The organism is Paludibaculum fermentans (assembly GCF_015277775.1).
Taxonomy (GTDB): Bacteria; Acidobacteriota; Terriglobia; order Bryobacterales; family Bryobacteraceae; genus Paludibaculum; species Paludibaculum fermentans.
The window spans coordinates 2,249,552-2,265,406 of record NZ_CP063849.1 but is presented as its reverse complement, the minus strand read 5'-3'; the positions used below and the strand labels follow the sequence as shown (position 1 = coordinate 2,265,406).

The window sequence follows — 15,855 nt, the reverse complement described above, 5'->3', positions numbered from 1 at the left end:
CATGAATCTCAGAACGGTTCGCTGGCTCCTAGCCCTGGGTGTCTTTGGCGTAGGCTTGGTCTGCGCCTTTCAGAAGCCCTTTCGCGAATTCCCCGGCTTCGAGAACGAAAATGACCCCTTGCCCCCCGACTACGGCGAGAAATCCGAGTGGGTCTTTGCGCGCCTGATGTATCCTCCGGCGGGCGGCTTCCGCTTCCGAAGAGGTGGCGGCATGGGCGACTGGTCGCAGGGCAATTCCTTCTGGACGATGGACTATCCGCGGGCCGACCGCCACTTCGCGCGCGCTTTGCGGCGGCTCACCCGCATCCATGTGCGCTCAGTGGAACAACCGGTCAACCTGGATGACGGTGACGATGTCTTCAATTGGCCGTGGATGTACGGCGTGGAAGTCGGACACTGGAGCCTCACCGATGCCCAGGTGGTGAAAATGCGCGAATACCTGCTGCGCGGTGGATTTTTCATGTGTGACGATTTCCACGGAACTCGCGAGTGGGCCATCTTCGCGGAGAGCATGCAGCGTGTCTTCCCCGACAGGCCCATCGTCGAAATCGAATCGCGCGATCCGATATTTCACGTACTTTACGATTTAGATGAACGCTACCAGATTCCCGGTGAACAGTTCGTGGAAAGCGGGCGTACGTATGAACGCGACGGTTATGAGCCGCATTGGCGGGGCATCTATGACGACAAGGGCCGGCTCATGGTGGCGATCTGCTTCAACATGGATATAGGGGACTCATTGGAGTGGGCCGATTCCCCGGCCTATCCCGAGAAGTACTCGGCCCTGGGCATCCGAATCGCCGCGAATTATGTAGTTTACTCAATGACGCACTAGCTATCAGATAGCGGTTTATGCCGGTGCCATGCGTCGTATCGCCGGCTTTGCAGGCGCGCCGCGTCCACTTAAGTGGACTGAGATCCTCCACTTTCCCCCTCCCAGCGCATGGCTTGGCTCCGGTCCCGCAGTCGCACCGCCTGACGCTTCCAGGCACTCCTTCTTCTAGAGAATGGTGTGTGTTTACATAGGGATGCAGGGGGATTGCGCTGCTGGCGGGCCATTGCGGATCAGGCTGGCCGCTGTGGCCAACGATGCAGTGGAGCGTGCCAGGGCGGGATTGCAGAACGAGGACCTGGCGGCATTGCTCTTTATCGGTGTGCTCTCTCCTGGAAGTATTGAGAATATTCGCTGGGGATATCACTAGTTCCACATGTAGAACACGTCCGAATGGAATAGAAGAAAGTACAAAAATTAATCTACCTTGATGCAAAGATGATGATATGATTTCTGCGAGTACTACTGGTCGCAGTACTCCCAAGTCATCGTCCAGTTGGGGCCAGCCTCCCCCGGAGGGATAGGACCCATCTTCGTTTGGAGCGCCGTTCTGTCGTACCTCGGTCATTTTCCGAAATTCACTGTGGGCGCGTCTGCCTTGACTGGCGCGGACAGTAAAAGGGCGGTTGTGTCCAGTGAACGCGCTGGAATTGACACGAGGCCGCACTTTCGGGAAAGCGTGGAACCGGAGCACCTCGTTCCCTCCGTGCGCCCCGGAAACAGGGGTGCCCGGGCCTCGTGCGCGGATTCCGCCGGCTCGCCCCTGGTTCGTAGGAATCAGTCCGTCATCAATTCGGACATTAAGATCGTATTTATTGAAAATGCTGTGGGCGTCTCCGAGAGCGATGAGCGGAGTGACCTCGCCGGACTGCTGCCCGGGGTGGTTGCCGGACCAGGGAATGGCGCCGGGGGCTGCCTCCCGAGTCGGGCGGAGTGCGCTCGGGGAGCGTTCGAAGGCCGTAACCCAGATCGAGAGACGCAGACATTTGACGCGATCTCAGTTCGGTTCAGGAGTCGGCGGTCCATGCCACGGTTTGAGACCGCCGATTGCGTTGTGGGCAAGGAGTGACCTGCATGCCAAGATTATCCAGTGAGGGAGCGCATAGGGAACCCGAAGACGGTCCCGGCATGGGTGTAGTGCCCGCCGCCCCTCAAGCCAATACGCTGCCGGCCCAGGGCGAGGCGGCCGACTTCGGCGGAGAGAGATGGGCGGCGCTAGTGGAGCGGATCCAGGACAGCGACAATGGCGCGATGGAGGAGCTTTACCGCATCTTTTCGCGGGGTGTCCGCTACTATCTCTGCCGGCACCTGGGACCACAGGAGTTGGACGACAAGGTGCACGACACCTTTCTGATTGTGGTCCAGGCGATTCAGAGCGGCGGACTCCGCGAACCGGAGCGGCTGATGGGCTTTGTGCGCACGGTGGTGCGGCGGCAAGTGGCTGCCTTCATCGACGACGCCGTCACCAGCCGGCGGGAATTCGCCGATCTGGAACTGGGCGGAAGGGTGCCGGACATCCGCCAGAATCCCGAACAGCGGGCCATCCAGGATGAGAAGACGGAACTGATGGTGCGGGTGCTGCGCGGAATCTCTCGGCGGGACCGTGAGATCCTGACCCGCTTCTATCTCTACGAGCAACCGCAGGAGCAGATCTGCGAGGAGATGAGCCTCTCTGAGACGCAGTTCCGGCTGCTTAAGTCCAGGGCCAAGGCCAGGTTCGGGGAACTGGGCCGCAGGCGACTGTCGCACAGCGGGCTTAATGAAAAAGTCTTGAGAAGAGCCTCTGGCGGATAACACTAGTCTTCTGAATCGACAATTAGACCTGTTCCGCCCAGTGTTTCGCTGAGATACTAGGATCTGAATACCTAGACTTGGCGCGCTGGCTTTTGGAGGCTGCTCATGACTTCATTGGGCTGGGAGGACGACGGCGCGCAGGAGGGCCTGATGCTGCGTCGTTCTGTTGGCAAGTGCCTGACGGAAGCCGAGATGGAAGACTATCTGGCGAACCGGCTGTCGGGCGTTACGCGCGAAGTGATCGAAGAACATCTACTGGTTTGTGCTAAGTGCCTGGACTCCGTCGAACAGGAAGAAGAGTTTGCCGGCGTGTTTCGTTCCGCTGCCATGCAGGTTGAGGCGGAGGAGATGGAGAAGAGCTTTTCGGGCGAAGAACCCGGGACGGGGGAAACGGCGAGCGAGGCTGAGCCAGAGGGTGCTCCTGCTGCCGAGCCGGAAGGCTGGTGGGCGCGAATGTGGAACCGGGTCCGGGGCCGGTAAGACGGGCGGGGCTGGTGGCTGCGGACAGAATCAGTGGAGGCTTGCGTGTTTCTGGTGAGGTAGGGTTGGCGGTACGGGTGGCGAGAGGCGGAGGAAGAATGCCTCTGAAAGAGAACGAATGGTGCTGAAGGACTGCTGCTGAAGGACGGCAGCTGAAGGACTGCTGCTTACAGGCTGCCGGTCATCGAGAGCCGATCAGGGGACCGGCTGCGGACGAGGGCGTCCGCCCTCCCAACGGGGTGCGGAGTTCGGAGTCGGGTTGCTAGAAGACGCGGCGCTGCAGGCGCTCTATGCTGAACTTGGCCGTTTTGGCCAGCGTCATCAGCGTCATCATGAAGGACTTCCGCTGAAGGCTGCTGCCGAAGAGCTGCTGCCGAACGGAATGCCGCTGAAAGATTACTGCTGAGATGGTAATCGTGTGCCGGTCAGGGGACCGGCTGCGGACGAGGGCGTCCGCCCTCCCAACGGGGGGGGCGGAGTTCGGAACCGGGTTGCTAGAAGACGCGGCGCTTCAGCCGCTCCACGCTGAACTTGGCCGTTTCGGCTACCGCCATTACCGTCATCACTCCGGCCTGCACCGGGTCGGTGACTACCAGGTCCGCCGCGTCGGGGACGCTGCCCGCCATGTTCAGGCTGACCACCAGCAGGCCTTGCGCCCGGACCTCGCGGACCGCCTTCTCGATATCCCCGCCCATCAGCGATCCGGCCAGGACCAGTGCGCGGGCACGCGGCAGGCGAGGCACGGCTCGCACTGCATCGGCCAGGGCCTGTTCGCCCACCAGGGGAATCGTATCCACGGAGATGTGCTCGCCGCGGATGTTGTGGCGGTCGGCTTCCATAATGGCTCCGATGGCCACCTGTCCGACCTGTGCTCCGCCGCCCATGATGATGATCCGCTTGCCGTATATCTTCTGCAGGCTCTTCTCAGAGGCCACCGATTTCACAGCCGGCAGCGCGCCGATGTCCACCAGCAGGGCGGCGGGCGCGGTTTCGAGTTCGATCTCGAAGTAGATGCGCGATTCGGCCGGATCCGGGCTGGAGAGCATTTCCACCGAGAGGATGTTGCCGTTGTGGGCGGCGATGATCCCGGTGAGCTCGTGCAGCACACCGGGGGCGTTCACAACGGAGATGACGGCGCCGATTCGTTCCAGGCTCATGCGATTACTTCATAATGCCGCAGAATGCCTTCCCACTGCCCCTGGGCGTCGAGAATGACTTCCGTCGCCTCGCGCAACGCACCGGAGCCGCCGACCGCTTTGGTGACGTAGTGGGCGCAGCCTTTCACTTCGGGCGTGGCATTGCCGACGGCCACGGCCAGGCCGACGCGCTTCATCAGTATGGCGTCGGTGAGGTCGTCGCCGAGGTAGGCGATCTGGTCCGGCGTGAGGCCGGAGTCGGCCAGGATCTCGTGGAAGATGGGCAGCTTCTCGGTATTGCCCATGTAGCAGTAGGTCATGTGGCTGCTGCGGGCGCGCTCGGCCGTAGCCTGGGCATCGCGGCCGCTGATGAGGCCGGTCTTGATGCCGGTGCGATAGAGCCACTGCAGGGCGATGCCGTCCTGGGAGTCGAACAGCTTCACTTCAAACAGGCCGCCGGCCGGATTGGGGACATGGAAATACTTCCCGTCGGTGAGGACGCCGTCGACGTCCATCAGGACCAGCTTGATCTTGGCGGCGCGCTCGCGCACATCGGGGGTGACGACTGGGGGCATGGATGAATTCTCTCTTGCGGGTACTGGAAGTTGCCAGCTATCAGCGCACGGGATTTGGGGCGGGTGTTGCTGTACTATCCGTGTGGATCCGTGTCCATCAGTGGCCCTTTCTACCTGGCCACGGATTCACACGGATCCACACGGATTTTGGAAGTCCGGCGGCGGATTGCCGTCTGGATGGCTAGCGCTGGATGCGGGCCGAACCGCCCTTGGCGAACGCCTTGACCATGTCCACGGTGGCCATGGTGGTGTCGCCGGGGAAGGTGGTCAGCAGCGCGCCGTGCGCCCAGCCCAAGCGGACCGCTTCGTCGGGCTCGAGCCCGGTCAGCAGGCCGTAGAAGAAGCCGGAAGCGTAGCCGTCGCCGCCGCCTACGCGGTCGAGCACGTCGAGCTCGGCTGTCGGCGTGACATAGGTCTGGCCGTCGATCCAGGCCACCGCGCCCCAGCTATGCCGGTTGGTCGAATGGACCTCGCGGAGCGTGGTGGCGACGATTTTGACCTTGGGATACTTCTCGACGACCTTGTCGATCATGCCGAAGAAGGTGCTGGGATCGAGCTTGGACTTGGCGGCGACCTCGGGTCCGGGAATGCCGAGGCCCATCTGCAGGTCCTCTTCATTGCCCACCAGCACGTCGCAATGCTCGACGATGCGGGCGAGAACGGAGAGCGCCTTGTCGTGGCCGCCCCAGATGTTCCAGAGCTTGGCGCGGTAGTTGAGGTCGAACGAGGTGATGGCGCCGGCTGCCTTGGCGGCCTTCATGCCTTCGATGATCAGCTCGCCGGTGGTCTCCGACAGGGCGGCGAAGATGCCGCCGCTGTGGAACCAGCGCACGCCCTGGCCGAAGATGGCCGGCCAGTCGAAGTCGCCGGGTTTCAGTTGGGCGCCCGCTTCGTTGCAGCGGTTGTAGAACACGACAGGCGCGCGTACGCCCTGGCCGCGATCGCTGTAAACGGCGGCCATGTTGGGGCCGTTCACGCCGTTGTGCTTGAAGCGCTTGTAGAAGGGCTTCACGCCCATGGCCTTGACGCGCTCGGCGATCAGTTCGCCGATCGGGTAGTCGACCATGGCGCTGGCGACGCCGGTGTTGAGCCCGAAGCAGTCGGCCAGGTTGGCGGCGCAGTTGAATTCACCGCCGCTGACGTGGATGTGGCAGTCGGTCGCCTTGCGGAACGGGATGACACCCGGATCCAGACGGTGGACCAGGGCGCCCAGGGACAGGAAGTCCAGCGCGCCTTCCGGAAGAATATTCAAACCATATTTCATTCGAGTTTCCCTCGCTGAGCCTCTCTTAGACAGTGTAGATGCCGGATGCAACGCGTCCGCCGCGGCCGGTCCAATTCGTATGGAAGAACTCGCCGCGCGGCTTGTCGACACGCTCATAGGTATGCGCGCCGAAGAAATCGCGCTGGGCCTGCAGCAGGTTCGCCGGCAAACGGCCCGTGCGATAGCCATCATAGAACGCCAGGGCGGTGGTGAAGGCGGGGGTCGGTACACCGTACTGGATGGCCTGGATGATCGCCCGGCGCCACGAGGCCTGGTAGTTCACCAGCAGACTGGTGAAGAACTCGTCCAGCAGCAGGTTGTTCAGGTTCGGGTTCTTGTCGAAGGCGTCCTTGATCTTGCCCAGGAACCGGCTGCGGATGATGCAGCCGCCGCGCCACATCAGGGCGATGCCGCCGAAGTTCAGGTTCCAGCCCTGTTCCTTGGCCGCTTCCCGCAGCAGCATGTAGCCCTGCGCGTAGCTGATCACCTTGGAGCAGTAGAGGGCGCGGCGCACGTCTTCAATGAAGGCGGCGCGGTCTTCCTTGGCGGCGTAGCCCGGACCGGGCAGGATCGCCGAGGCGGCCACCCGTTCGTCCTTGATGGCCGACAGGCAGCGCGAGAAGACGGCTTCGCCGATGAGGGTGACGGGCATGCCGAGGTCGAGCGCGCTGAGGCAGGTCCACTTGCCGGTGCCCTTCTGGCCCGCGGTGTCGAGGATCTTATCGACGATGGGCGAGCCGTCGTCATCCTTCTTGGCGAAGATCTGGCTGGTGATGTCGATCAGGTAGCTGTCGAGCTCGCCCTGGTTCCAGTTGTCGAAGACTTCGTGGAGCTCGTCGGCATTCAGGCCCAGGCCGTCCTTCAGCAGTTGGTAGGCTTCGCAGATGAGCTGCATGTCGCCGTACTCGATGCCGTTGTGGACCATCTTGACGTAGTGGCCGGCACCGTTCTCGCCCACCCAGTCGCAGCAGGGGGTGCCGTCTTCCACCTTGGCCGAGATGGCCTGGAAGATCTCTTTCACATGCGGCCAGGCTGCCGGATTGCCGCCGGGCATGATGGACGGACCGCGGCGCGCGCCCTCTTCGCCACCGGAGACGCCGGTGCCGATGTAGAGGATGCCTTTCTCTTCGAGGCTCTTGGTGCGGCGGTTGGTGTCGGGGAAGTGGGAGTTGCCGCCATCAATGATGATGTCGCCGGCTTCGAGGTAGGGCAGGACGGCGTCGATCATGCGGTCGACCGTCTCGCCGGCCTTGACCATCAGCATCACGCGGCGCGGGCGCTTCAGCAGGCTCGCGAGCTCTTCCATCGAGTGCGCGCCTTCCACCATCGTGCCCTGGGCTTCGTTGGCGAGGAAATCGTCTACTTTGGAGACTGTGCGATTGAAGACGGCCACCTTGTAGCCGTGGTCGTTCATATTCAGGACCAGGTTCTGGCCCATGACAGCCAGGCCGACGAGGCCGATGTCACAACTTGCGGATTGCATATTCGCTCCTGATGAATGCCTTCATAGCCTCCGCCGCGCGGCGATAAGAGGGACCGCGGGCCGGCGGAGAACGGAATGATTTTCAGCAAAGGCGAGGCTCCGCCATTGCTGGCGTCCTGGCCCTGGCGGGTTACAACTGTCCAGAATTGCCATGTCAGTTGACTGGACGAGACTATCATACAGCAAAATCCGAATTGGGTGCCGGAGGGCGAGATGGGACGCGTAGCCCCGCGATGAGATGACGATAGCCGACTCGATCCTCGATCGGCTAATGCACAAGGCACACCAGTTGGCGTTGCGGGGCGAAATCACGCGCCGGCAGCGGATGGCAATGCTGAAGCCAATGTTCGCACCTTACGTTCTGCCCATGACAGAATCGATGTCAGAGGAGGCTATGGCGCGGGCTCACGCTACGCGGTTGGGGCCAGAGTTTTTCATTGGGGGAGATTAGTTGATTTCAGGGTGGCCTGGCACGTTTTATGGGTAGAACACAGTTCAGTGTTCGTAGGCTCCCGCCACAACAGCAGTTGCCGGTACCTTTCGCTTCCGAGCCACCCCTTGACGGCGGAACTTCATCCTCATTCAAGGATTATGCCAATCCATCACCTTCCCATTTCGGGTTGGTTCAAGGCATTCCGACGACCAGGTTTCCAATTGGCTCCATTGGGTGCCCCCTCAGGAGTGCGGTGTCTCGCGAGACTCACCGGCAGATAGCGCTCTCAGCCGTACCCTGGCGCGACTTGAAACTTTCGTGGCACTACCTGCACAATCGGAGACGGAAGCTAGGCACTAGCCAGCTTGTCAGCTGGTTCATGTTTCACCTCCGGAGGGGTTTACCCTCACTGGAAGTATACGGCAACTAACGTGGAAAGGTTCAAGGAAACGGGACATTACGAGTTCCAATCCCAAACGGGGTACTGGCGTGCGGTGATGCCACCAACGGGGGCAAGCAATCCTCGTCCCGCCAGCCGGGAATGTTCTCGTCTCGATGCCCAGGGGCTCGGGCTCGTAAGAACTGGTCCGAACCTGTGGCTTGCCCGACGGCGTAACTGGCAGCGATATGGCGATGGTTGAGCCCCCCCTGGGCGACCAATCGCAGGACGATTTTCAACTGATTCAAAGGCCGACTCACCTGCGGCAACCGAATCTCCTGTAGGAGGATCTGCGGACCGCGGGTTCGATGGTCCGGCGCGGTCCGATGCGAAGAGCCGACGTCGGCTCGACGCTAGCCGGTGGGGCTCGGCCTCATCGCGGAATCGTGATCAGATAGGGATCAGACCGATAATCGGCATCGCTCAGAATCCGCAGTCACAGCTCATAAAGCTCACGCACTGGGAAATATGCTCGCCCAGTTTCCGCAGCGCGTCTGGTCTTAAGCGTTAGCACGTCGGTCAGACTCAGATTGCGATTGAAAATCTGCCACAGCTCAAATCCGTCGATGCAGATAATTCGGGTGGCATCTCCGCGCCCAAACGCAATTAATCCATCTTCCGTGAATCCTGAGTAGCTTACATACAAGCCTCGTGCCCATGCTGATTTTGTGCGGACCGCACCGGCGAAACTCTGAAGCTCTCGATTCCCGATCTGCTGATCCTGCCATTTCGCCTCGACCAGATAGGTTTCGTTGGCAAGGTGAAAGCTGCCATCTATTTGCTCACCGACCAACCGGAATGACCGACGAGGTGCCAGGTCGAAGGTCGCGAACACCTCATCGAGAAACTTCTCAAAAGCAAATCCCCTCGGGTGGGGTTGAAGCTTCATCAAGTCCCGCAAGAGCGTAGCGAACCGGTCATGCTGAGCGTGGCCTATAGGCTGAGTCTGCGGTGTTGGCGCGCTGGCGTTCTGTCTCTTAGTCGCAGGTTCACCAGCGAGAAGCCGCCCCGCGATCAATCTGCAAATCTGGGCCTGCGCGCCTTTATCCTCACTGTAGTTGAGGAGATCGCAGAGCAGTTTTCCGACAACAGCATTGGGCTGAATCTGCCAGAAGGTTCGAAGGCGCTTCGCCTTAGATCGGCCGTTGACGTGATACTCGTCCTCTTCGATGTCCAGCCCTGTGCTTTCAAGAACGAACTGGGCGAATGTCCTGTCGCTGAAACTAAGGACATACCCACTTCCCATACCCAAGACTTTTTCAAACTTCTGCTTCTCGAAGAACGTAAGGTCAGACATAGCAGTTGCTGATATATATCAACATTCATTCAATAATATTGTGCGTGGTGTGCTTTATGCAATTACTCGTAAACCCACGTCGTCGTTGGATTTGCGGATCCCAAACGATGGAGAATGTCTTCCGGGCGCACATTCTAATCCAGAAGATCCGTAGCCCCAGTTACCTGGAGGCCGCGCTCGGCGTAGATGCCGGGCGGACCTGCGGCTTTGAGTCGCCGCTTCAGCATCCGACGGATTGAGCGCTCGCGATGGGCGTTCCGGCCCTCAGGAAAGAGGGGTTTCTTCTCTGGTTCCATCTATCGCCCTCTTCTCCATCACAATCCACTGCACTAGGTTACCTCACAGATGTCCATCTGCCTGAGAGTATGTCGGAATGACATTGGGAACGAAACACGGCTTGGCCGGTGGATTAGCCATCCGACTCCACTGCATGCATGTAGCACATTTCACTTGCCGGATTCCGTCTCCATCCGGGCCTTCTGGGACCTCCGCCGCAAGGGCCGTTGCGACTTGCGCATCTCGAGCGTTCGCATCAACATATGCTCTAGTACCCGCGGAAACTCCATCGCGAGCATGTGAGTTTCTTTACTCCCAAATCCAAGCTCCTCCATGAATGGTCCATGCGCCATCACGTCCGCGAATCGGCGCAGTCGCTTCATCTCGCGCTCGACTGCTTCAGTGTCCTCGGCCTTCACCGCCCTGTAAGCCTCCATAGCTAATTCGTATAGCCATGGCACGTCTTCACGAACGACACTGGCCGCCATGAGGATTGCGACAGGATCGCCCGGTTCGCCAGACATGTGCATCAACTCCTCGAACATCATCGGGTGGAATCGCCGTAACCTGCGGCGTCTGAATGGATCGCCCACCTCAGCTAAGCGCTCCGCTACCCTCGATGGCAAAGCCTTCATCTCCTCCGCCAGCTTCGCTACAGCGCTCTCATCAACATCTACTTGCGCTTCTGACTTCGCGTTTCCCGATGAGAGCTTCTTGAGAATTGCCGCTTCAGTGGCTTTGAAATTAGCCACTTGGCTCGTCACTACATCGGTATCGAGCTCGAGGTTCGGGACCCGCCGCGCAAGCTGATTCACGAGCTTCGTGAGGTCCGCTTCGCTGTCATCCATGTTCATGAATTGATAGAAAGGGCCGGCACTCACGCGGGCTAGAGGAACTCCAAGCGCTACGCCGAGAACGGGTGTGCTTAGCTTTCCCTTAGCCACTCCGGCCTCAAAGAGAATCCATGGGCGGTCAAGGCTACGCTCGGTGAAGAGGCACACTACATCCGACGTGGACTGCAACTGGGTCATCAGCCGCTTGTACCACTCCTCGCCGAAGTCGATCCCTTCGGTTCCCTTCTTGTCGGAAGATCGAAATGTTTTGATCATTCCGGCACTGACACTCTTAAGTAGTTTGCTGAACGCTTCGGCCAATTCAGCATCTCGGGCGTCGTGGCTTATAAAGACGAGGGGCGTGGACCCACTCACCTGCAAGAGCTCGGCGTCGGCAGTCTTCGACTTGTCGGATTCAGCCATGTCTTCTCCCCAGTTTCAGGTCCTATTCTTCATTGCTCGACTCCGGTGTCGATACACTACTCAGTTTCTGCTTGTCAGCGAGGCGGACAAGTGGTTCTTGCTTCCTATCTACATAGGCCACAAGCACCCGGAGTTCCATTTCCGAGTAACCGAGGTCTTTGCCAAGGGCCACGAAGTTCCGTGCGTTTTCAATCCGCATGCGTTCGTTCTCCAGAGCCGCTCGCTCATCATTCAATTCTCGCTGCGTACGGAGGTCGCGTCGTTCGACGAGTTTGAGAATGAAGTCCTTGAGGTGGCCAACAACTGTCCCAATTCCGGCCAAATCGCTGAAGCCCGGAGAAGCGTAGCTGATCCTTCGGATTTGCAATCGTTCCTCTGGTACGAATAGCCGCGCCCACTCGGCTCCATCAAGTGATTGGGGAATGAAACCAAGACTTGAAACACGACCCAGCGGCCCAAGAAACGATAGCTCGCGCCTCCAACGAGTCCGGACGGATGGTGGGAGTAGTAGCTCCTCATAGGCGCGCTCGCGCTCGAGGAACTCTTCTCGCTGGTACTCCAGGAATAGACGCAAATTGTAGAGATCTGCAATGCTGATCAGCGCTTGGCCGAGCTCCTCAGCGGACCACTTTCCATCGAAGCCGAGCCGCATCAACTGAATTGAGGTGTCCACACGTGATTCCAATCGCCTGTGTTTGGCTGCCTAGTTGCCAATCCGTCTGACCTTGGTCCACCGGGGCCCACGGATGTGCCTCCACGAACTGCATCACAGACCAGCAATCATTATATTCACAATCGGTTCCGGGATAGGCTTAAAATTGGCCTCCCCATTTAATCTAGTGGAGGGATCTGGTGAACCGCGACAGCGGCATGCACCGTCCGGCACGTGGCATTAGGCATCAGCACGAGGGACGTCCTGGTCTGTCACTCTGCGAAATGCCGCAAAGGTACCCATTTTCAGCAGTTCTGAATGATCCTTTGGTCTTGCCAAAGGCAGCTTGGAGCGTCTGCGCGCATTTCCCGACAAGAAGTCCGCATGGCGGCTGCCACCAGCCTGGACTGCTGTTGCTCAGAACAGCATCCCGCCAGCCTGAGGCGCTCAGGTCTTGCAAAGCCTCAGATATTGGAATTCTGGAGATTCCGGTATTGAATATCCGCGAAGAAAGCGAGCGTGACAGACCAGGACGTCCACCTTTCTCTGATAGCTTCTATACTCTGATTGTGCTTCGCGTTTCCGTTGTTCTGATGGGCGCTCTCGCCCTAATGATGACTGCGTGCTCATCGTCGGTTCCATCAACGCCGGTTTCGGATTCCGCCAGCAGTACAGCACCAGTTGCTCCTGTTGTTGAATCTGCTGGTGACGCCCTCCTCCGCGAGGAGAAACAAAAACTGGAGGACATCCGGCGAGCGTATGAGAACTGCAAGGATGTTGGCGACTACGCCCTCATAATGAAATTGGCGCGTGCGCGCCGGATCGAACTGGACGTCATGATTCGACGGGTTCAGAAAATGAGACTGAGTCCCGAAGAGCACGAGCGGATACTCAATCCTCTGCGGCAAGAGCGAGACTGGCATCTTCAGGTGATCCATGCGGCCTCCGCGATGTGAGCCGTGCCCGCCTAAACGATGCTTGTCTCGTCAACCATGTCGTAGACCGTGATACCTGCCGCACGGTACCTCTCCCAGCCGTCGATTGCGTCGTCTACATGGCCAAGCCGTTTGTGTTCTTCCTCAGTTACAACACAGCAATGAGCGTGGTCGAGGATCTCGTCAAGGTTTGGCGATGGGCCAAGCAACTCCTGAACGAGCGCTTCTTTCTTGTAGATGTGGTCACGCTGAATCTTCATCCCTGGCTGATTGACTACGGCCTCGCTCCGGTACCGCCCCATGAACGCCCGCTGAGTGTTTCCAGTCGCAAAGGCCACCTCCCAAATTGCATGAACCAACATTCTCCTTTTCATGGGCGTGCATATCGGCAGAATGCGTATGGCCTCCAACAGGATCTTGATATCGGCAATCTGCTTATCTGCGGCGGGAGAGACGGCGTATCGAGCGCGGTGTCTGGAGTCAGATACGAAAGCCATGGCGATCCTAGCCTCCGGGAGATCTTAGCACGTACGCAGCACGGGGGACGTCCTGTCATTTGGCGAATCGCCGGCAGTACGGGGGCACGGGGGACGGCACGGGGGACGTCCTGGTCTGTCGCTTCGCGAAATGCCGCAAAAGCATCCATTCTCGACGGTAATGAATGACAGGCGAGGCTTCCTCAGGTTGTCTACCACGAACTGTGCGAATATGCCGGCAAGAAGCTCGCATGGCGGCTGCTCCCTCGCCAGGACTTCGGCTGCTGAGAACAGCACCCCGTCAGTTTGGATCACTCAGGTCTGGTAAGGCTTCCGATATTGGAATTCTGGAGATTCCGGTATTGAATATCTGCGGAAGAAAGCGAGCGTGACAGACGAGGACGTCCACCATCCACGGTCCTGAGCCGTGATGCGGGCAATGACGTGCAGGCGCTCTACCGCAGCTCAACTAAGTCAGGAACTTTGTCAGGAACTCCCACTCTGGCCCTGTGGGCCGCGCCAGTAAACCTAAGGGAGCCTCTGCCGATGCCGGAGTCCTTGAAATCCTCCGAGACTCTCCATTCCGAGAGTGCACTGGAGCCTCGGGGATGGCCGCACCGGGCTCCCGCCACAAACGGGAACCGCGAACCAGTCCATTCTTCAATGACTCCCTAATTACCACTCCCACGCAGATGAGCTATCAGCCACCGGCATGCGGTGCGGCAGCAGGGCGAAGTTCTCGCGTTGATAGATCGGCTCAGATTCTCGGCAAGAAACCGAAACCGGTCGATCGCGAGCCCACCGCCATGGTTCTCGTTTCCAGCATCTTCAGGCAGATTCCGCATGCATTCCCTCGCAGCGAGCGAGCCTCGCCCGCTGGCCACGAGCGCCCACTCTCCCCTTCGCGGCACAACCGGTTGGAGCGCCGGCTGGTCCGCGGCGTCTTCCCCTGGCTACATGCCCAGTAGCGAATTGCCTGACGGCACGGGCTGTTGCGCCAGGTCCGTGCGTTCGAAGAACTGGAACATCAGCCACAATCCCAGCAAGGCGGCCGAGAGGGCCAGTCCGGCCAGGACGGCTCCGTTGGCAGGCAGCAGGTGAACCGCCCACGGAGTCAAAGCCACGCCCGAATGAGTGACGGACTCACTCCAGAAGGGCATCGGGAAGATGAGCGGCAGCAGGGGAGCAATCATGAGCAGGACGAACGTCCCGCCCCGCCAGCCCTGGCCCCAGGAGAAGCCGACCGGCACCAGCGCGATCCACTGCAGGTAGAGCACTATCAGGATGAGCATCACCTGCTCGGCCAGCGCCGCGTGCAGCAGATTCCCGCTGGGCATGCGAATCCAGGGCGCGTCCTGGTTTGCCGTTTCGGCCACCGGGAGGGACGGGCCATAGACGGCCTCAGTGGCGCGTTCGAATTGCCAGTTGCGGAAACGCGCGCTGGACTGAGCCGAGACGGCGTAGGGATTGTAGAACCATCCGCCCAGAATGCGCTCCACTGGCGAATGCAGGCTCTCGCCCCACGGTGCCCGGATCTCCGGCGCGGCTCCGCTGGGAGATCGCTCCCAAAGCAGCAGCGGCACGTCGAGACGGTTCCGCCCAAACTGGGTCACCAGCCCGCCGCGGGCCAACGGCACCCACAAGGCCAGCCAGTACGAGCCCAGGACCAGCAGGAGGGCCGGCACAACGCGCCACGCCAACAGCGTTCGGCGGCCGACAGGCAGTGAGAAGACCCAGGAGACGCGGCGCCAATAGGCAGTGGAGAAGATGACCGCATAGAAGGCAGACAGCGGCCAATTGCCCATCAGGGATTGAAACACCAGAACCGGCACGAATAGCCAGAACGGCCAACCCATCACGGAATTCCAGAATATGCGTTGCGGCCAGGCGCGGCGTTGCCCCGGCACGGCGGACGCGGCTGGCTCCGGCCGCTCCGCGACGCTTGGATCCGGCGCGGTCTCATAGTTCAACGGCAGCCGCTGGGCGTGCCACCAGGCCAGGACAGCCGTGAACGCCACGACCAGCAGGTAAGTCCACCCCGGTACCAATCGCGGAGTGAGCGCCGCGGCCACAGCCAGCAAGGGCGTGGCGATCATTGCGGTGATGGCCCAACCGCGCGACAACTCCATCCGCCGGAATTGAACAAGCTGCCAGCACATCAGGCCGAGTGCCATGGCCGCGGCCGAACGCAGAGGTCCCTGCGCCGCAGCGTCTAAGGGGTGCCCGGCCGCCAGCATCACGGCGACGATGATGATCTGTGGCCCGCAGAAGAGTGTCAGCAGCACTGCCATGCGCGCTGCCCAGAGGGTGCGCGCCGGTATTGGCAGCGACATTTGATAGATGCCGGCGCGGCGGTGGCCCTCGCTCACGGCGAACAGCGCGGCGAAGATCACCTTGCCCATGCCCAGCATGAAATCGTTATGGCTCAGCGCGGCACTAACGCTCAGGAGGAAAGTTAGACACAGCAGCGGGGCAACCAGCCGCCGTGCCGGATCGGCAAGAATCAGTTTCCAGATCAGCATGGCTT

The 15,855-nt window shown here is 60.2% G+C and carries 14 protein-coding genes; 5 read left to right on the top strand and 9 right to left on the bottom strand.

From position 1 onward, the window contains the following. Position 1: 1 nt before the first annotated feature. The 4 genes from IRI77_RS09020 (at position 2) to IRI77_RS09005 (ending at position 3,512) form a co-directional block, all read left to right on the top strand. On the top strand, positions 2-835 hold the full coding sequence (locus IRI77_RS09020; protein WP_194451739.1) for a DUF4159 domain-containing protein: 834 nt from the start codon (positions 2-4) through the stop codon (positions 833-835). A 1,071-nt stretch (positions 836-1,906) separates the two neighbouring features. Then, complete coding sequence (locus tag IRI77_RS09015; protein WP_228486651.1) at positions 1,907-2,626, top strand: RNA polymerase sigma factor; 720 nt, start codon at positions 1,907-1,909, stop codon at positions 2,624-2,626. Between the two features lie 105 nt (positions 2,627-2,731). Further along, positions 2,732-3,106, top strand: a complete 375-nt coding sequence (locus IRI77_RS09010) for a zf-HC2 domain-containing protein (protein WP_194451738.1) — start codon at positions 2,732-2,734, stop codon at positions 3,104-3,106. 259 nt (positions 3,107-3,365) lie between these two features. Next, the gene (locus IRI77_RS09005) at positions 3,366-3,512 is read left to right on the top strand and encodes a hypothetical protein (RefSeq protein ID WP_194451737.1); all 147 of its coding nucleotides are present in this window, start codon (positions 3,366-3,368) and stop codon (positions 3,510-3,512) included. Between the two features lie 88 nt (positions 3,513-3,600). Here IRI77_RS09005 and IRI77_RS09000 read toward each other — a convergent pair whose 3' ends face one another. The 7 genes from IRI77_RS09000 to IRI77_RS08970 all read right to left on the bottom strand — a co-directional run bounded on the left by IRI77_RS09000 (position 3,601) and on the right by IRI77_RS08970 (position 11,938). After that, positions 3,601-4,263 (bottom strand): DUF5612 domain-containing protein, encoded by a 663-nt coding sequence (locus tag IRI77_RS09000; RefSeq protein WP_194451736.1) that lies wholly within the window; start codon positions 4,261-4,263, stop codon positions 3,601-3,603. Beyond that, positions 4,260-4,817 (bottom strand): KdsC family phosphatase, encoded by a 558-nt coding sequence (locus tag IRI77_RS08995; protein ID WP_194451735.1) that lies wholly within the window; start codon positions 4,815-4,817, stop codon positions 4,260-4,262. The genes IRI77_RS09000 and IRI77_RS08995 overlap by 4 nt, the downstream gene beginning before the upstream one ends. A 181-nt stretch (positions 4,818-4,998) precedes the next feature. Then, positions 4,999-6,081 carry a sugar kinase gene (locus IRI77_RS08990; RefSeq protein ID WP_194451734.1) on the bottom strand — a complete coding sequence of 361 codons (1,083 nt, stop codon included), beginning with the start codon at positions 6,079-6,081 and terminating at the stop codon, positions 4,999-5,001. A gap of 25 nt (positions 6,082-6,106) precedes the next feature. Continuing rightward, positions 6,107-7,564, bottom strand: coding sequence for a decarboxylating NADP(+)-dependent phosphogluconate dehydrogenase (gene gnd, locus IRI77_RS08985; protein ID WP_194451733.1), 1,458 nt, complete (start codon positions 7,562-7,564; stop codon positions 6,107-6,109). 1,308 nt (positions 7,565-8,872) lie between these two features. Further along, positions 8,873-9,733, bottom strand: coding sequence for a restriction endonuclease (locus tag IRI77_RS08980; protein WP_194451732.1), 861 nt, complete (start codon positions 9,731-9,733; stop codon positions 8,873-8,875). A gap of 446 nt (positions 9,734-10,179) precedes the next feature. Further along, positions 10,180-11,265: a toll/interleukin-1 receptor domain-containing protein gene (locus IRI77_RS08975; RefSeq protein WP_194451731.1), complete on the bottom strand. Its 1,086-nt coding sequence runs from the start codon at positions 11,263-11,265 to the stop codon at positions 10,180-10,182. A gap of 22 nt (positions 11,266-11,287) precedes the next feature. After that, a complete protein-coding gene (locus IRI77_RS08970; RefSeq protein WP_194451730.1) occupies positions 11,288-11,938 on the bottom strand; it encodes a hypothetical protein in 651 nt (216 codons plus the stop codon). Between the two features lie 473 nt (positions 11,939-12,411). Here IRI77_RS08970 and IRI77_RS08965 point away from each other — a divergent pair, with 473 nt between their 5' ends. After that, positions 12,412-12,873, top strand: coding sequence for a hypothetical protein (locus IRI77_RS08965; RefSeq protein ID WP_194451729.1), 462 nt, complete (start codon positions 12,412-12,414; stop codon positions 12,871-12,873). Positions 12,874-12,884: 11 nt separating this feature from the next. Here the strand turns inward: IRI77_RS08965 and IRI77_RS08960 are convergent, their stop codons facing one another. Then, positions 12,885-13,349 (bottom strand): hypothetical protein, encoded by a 465-nt coding sequence (locus IRI77_RS08960; RefSeq protein WP_194451728.1) that lies wholly within the window; start codon positions 13,347-13,349, stop codon positions 12,885-12,887. A gap of 932 nt (positions 13,350-14,281) precedes the next feature. After that, a complete protein-coding gene (locus tag IRI77_RS08955) occupies positions 14,282-15,850 on the bottom strand; it encodes a hypothetical protein (RefSeq protein ID WP_194451727.1) in 1,569 nt (522 codons plus the stop codon). Between the last annotated feature and the right edge of the window lie 5 nt (positions 15,851-15,855).

Coding starts and splice junctions, on each gene's coding strand:
- IRI77_RS08955 (WP_194451727.1), bottom strand. CDS start 15,850: ATGCTGATCTGGAAACTGATTCTTGCCGATCCGGCACGGCGGCTGGTT.
- IRI77_RS08980 (WP_194451732.1), bottom strand. CDS start 9,733: ATGTCTGACCTTACGTTCTTCGAGAAGCAGAAGTTTGAAAAAGTCTTG.
- IRI77_RS08975 (WP_194451731.1), bottom strand. CDS start 11,265: ATGGCTGAATCCGACAAGTCGAAGACTGCCGACGCCGAGCTCTTGCAG.
- gnd (WP_194451733.1), bottom strand. CDS start 7,564: ATGCAATCCGCAAGTTGTGACATCGGCCTCGTCGGCCTGGCTGTCATG.
- IRI77_RS08995 (WP_194451735.1), bottom strand. CDS start 4,817: ATGCCCCCAGTCGTCACCCCCGATGTGCGCGAGCGCGCCGCCAAGATC.
- IRI77_RS08990 (WP_194451734.1), bottom strand. CDS start 6,081: ATGAAATATGGTTTGAATATTCTTCCGGAAGGCGCGCTGGACTTCCTG.
- IRI77_RS09020 (WP_194451739.1), top strand. CDS start 2: ATGAATCTCAGAACGGTTCGCTGGCTCCTAGCCCTGGGTGTCTTTGGC.
- IRI77_RS08960 (WP_194451728.1), bottom strand. CDS start 13,349: ATGGCTTTCGTATCTGACTCCAGACACCGCGCTCGATACGCCGTCTCT.
- IRI77_RS09000 (WP_194451736.1), bottom strand. CDS start 4,263: ATGAGCCTGGAACGAATCGGCGCCGTCATCTCCGTTGTGAACGCCCCC.
- IRI77_RS09010 (WP_194451738.1), top strand. CDS start 2,732: ATGACTTCATTGGGCTGGGAGGACGACGGCGCGCAGGAGGGCCTGATG.
- IRI77_RS09015 (WP_228486651.1), top strand. CDS start 1,907: ATGCCAAGATTATCCAGTGAGGGAGCGCATAGGGAACCCGAAGACGGT.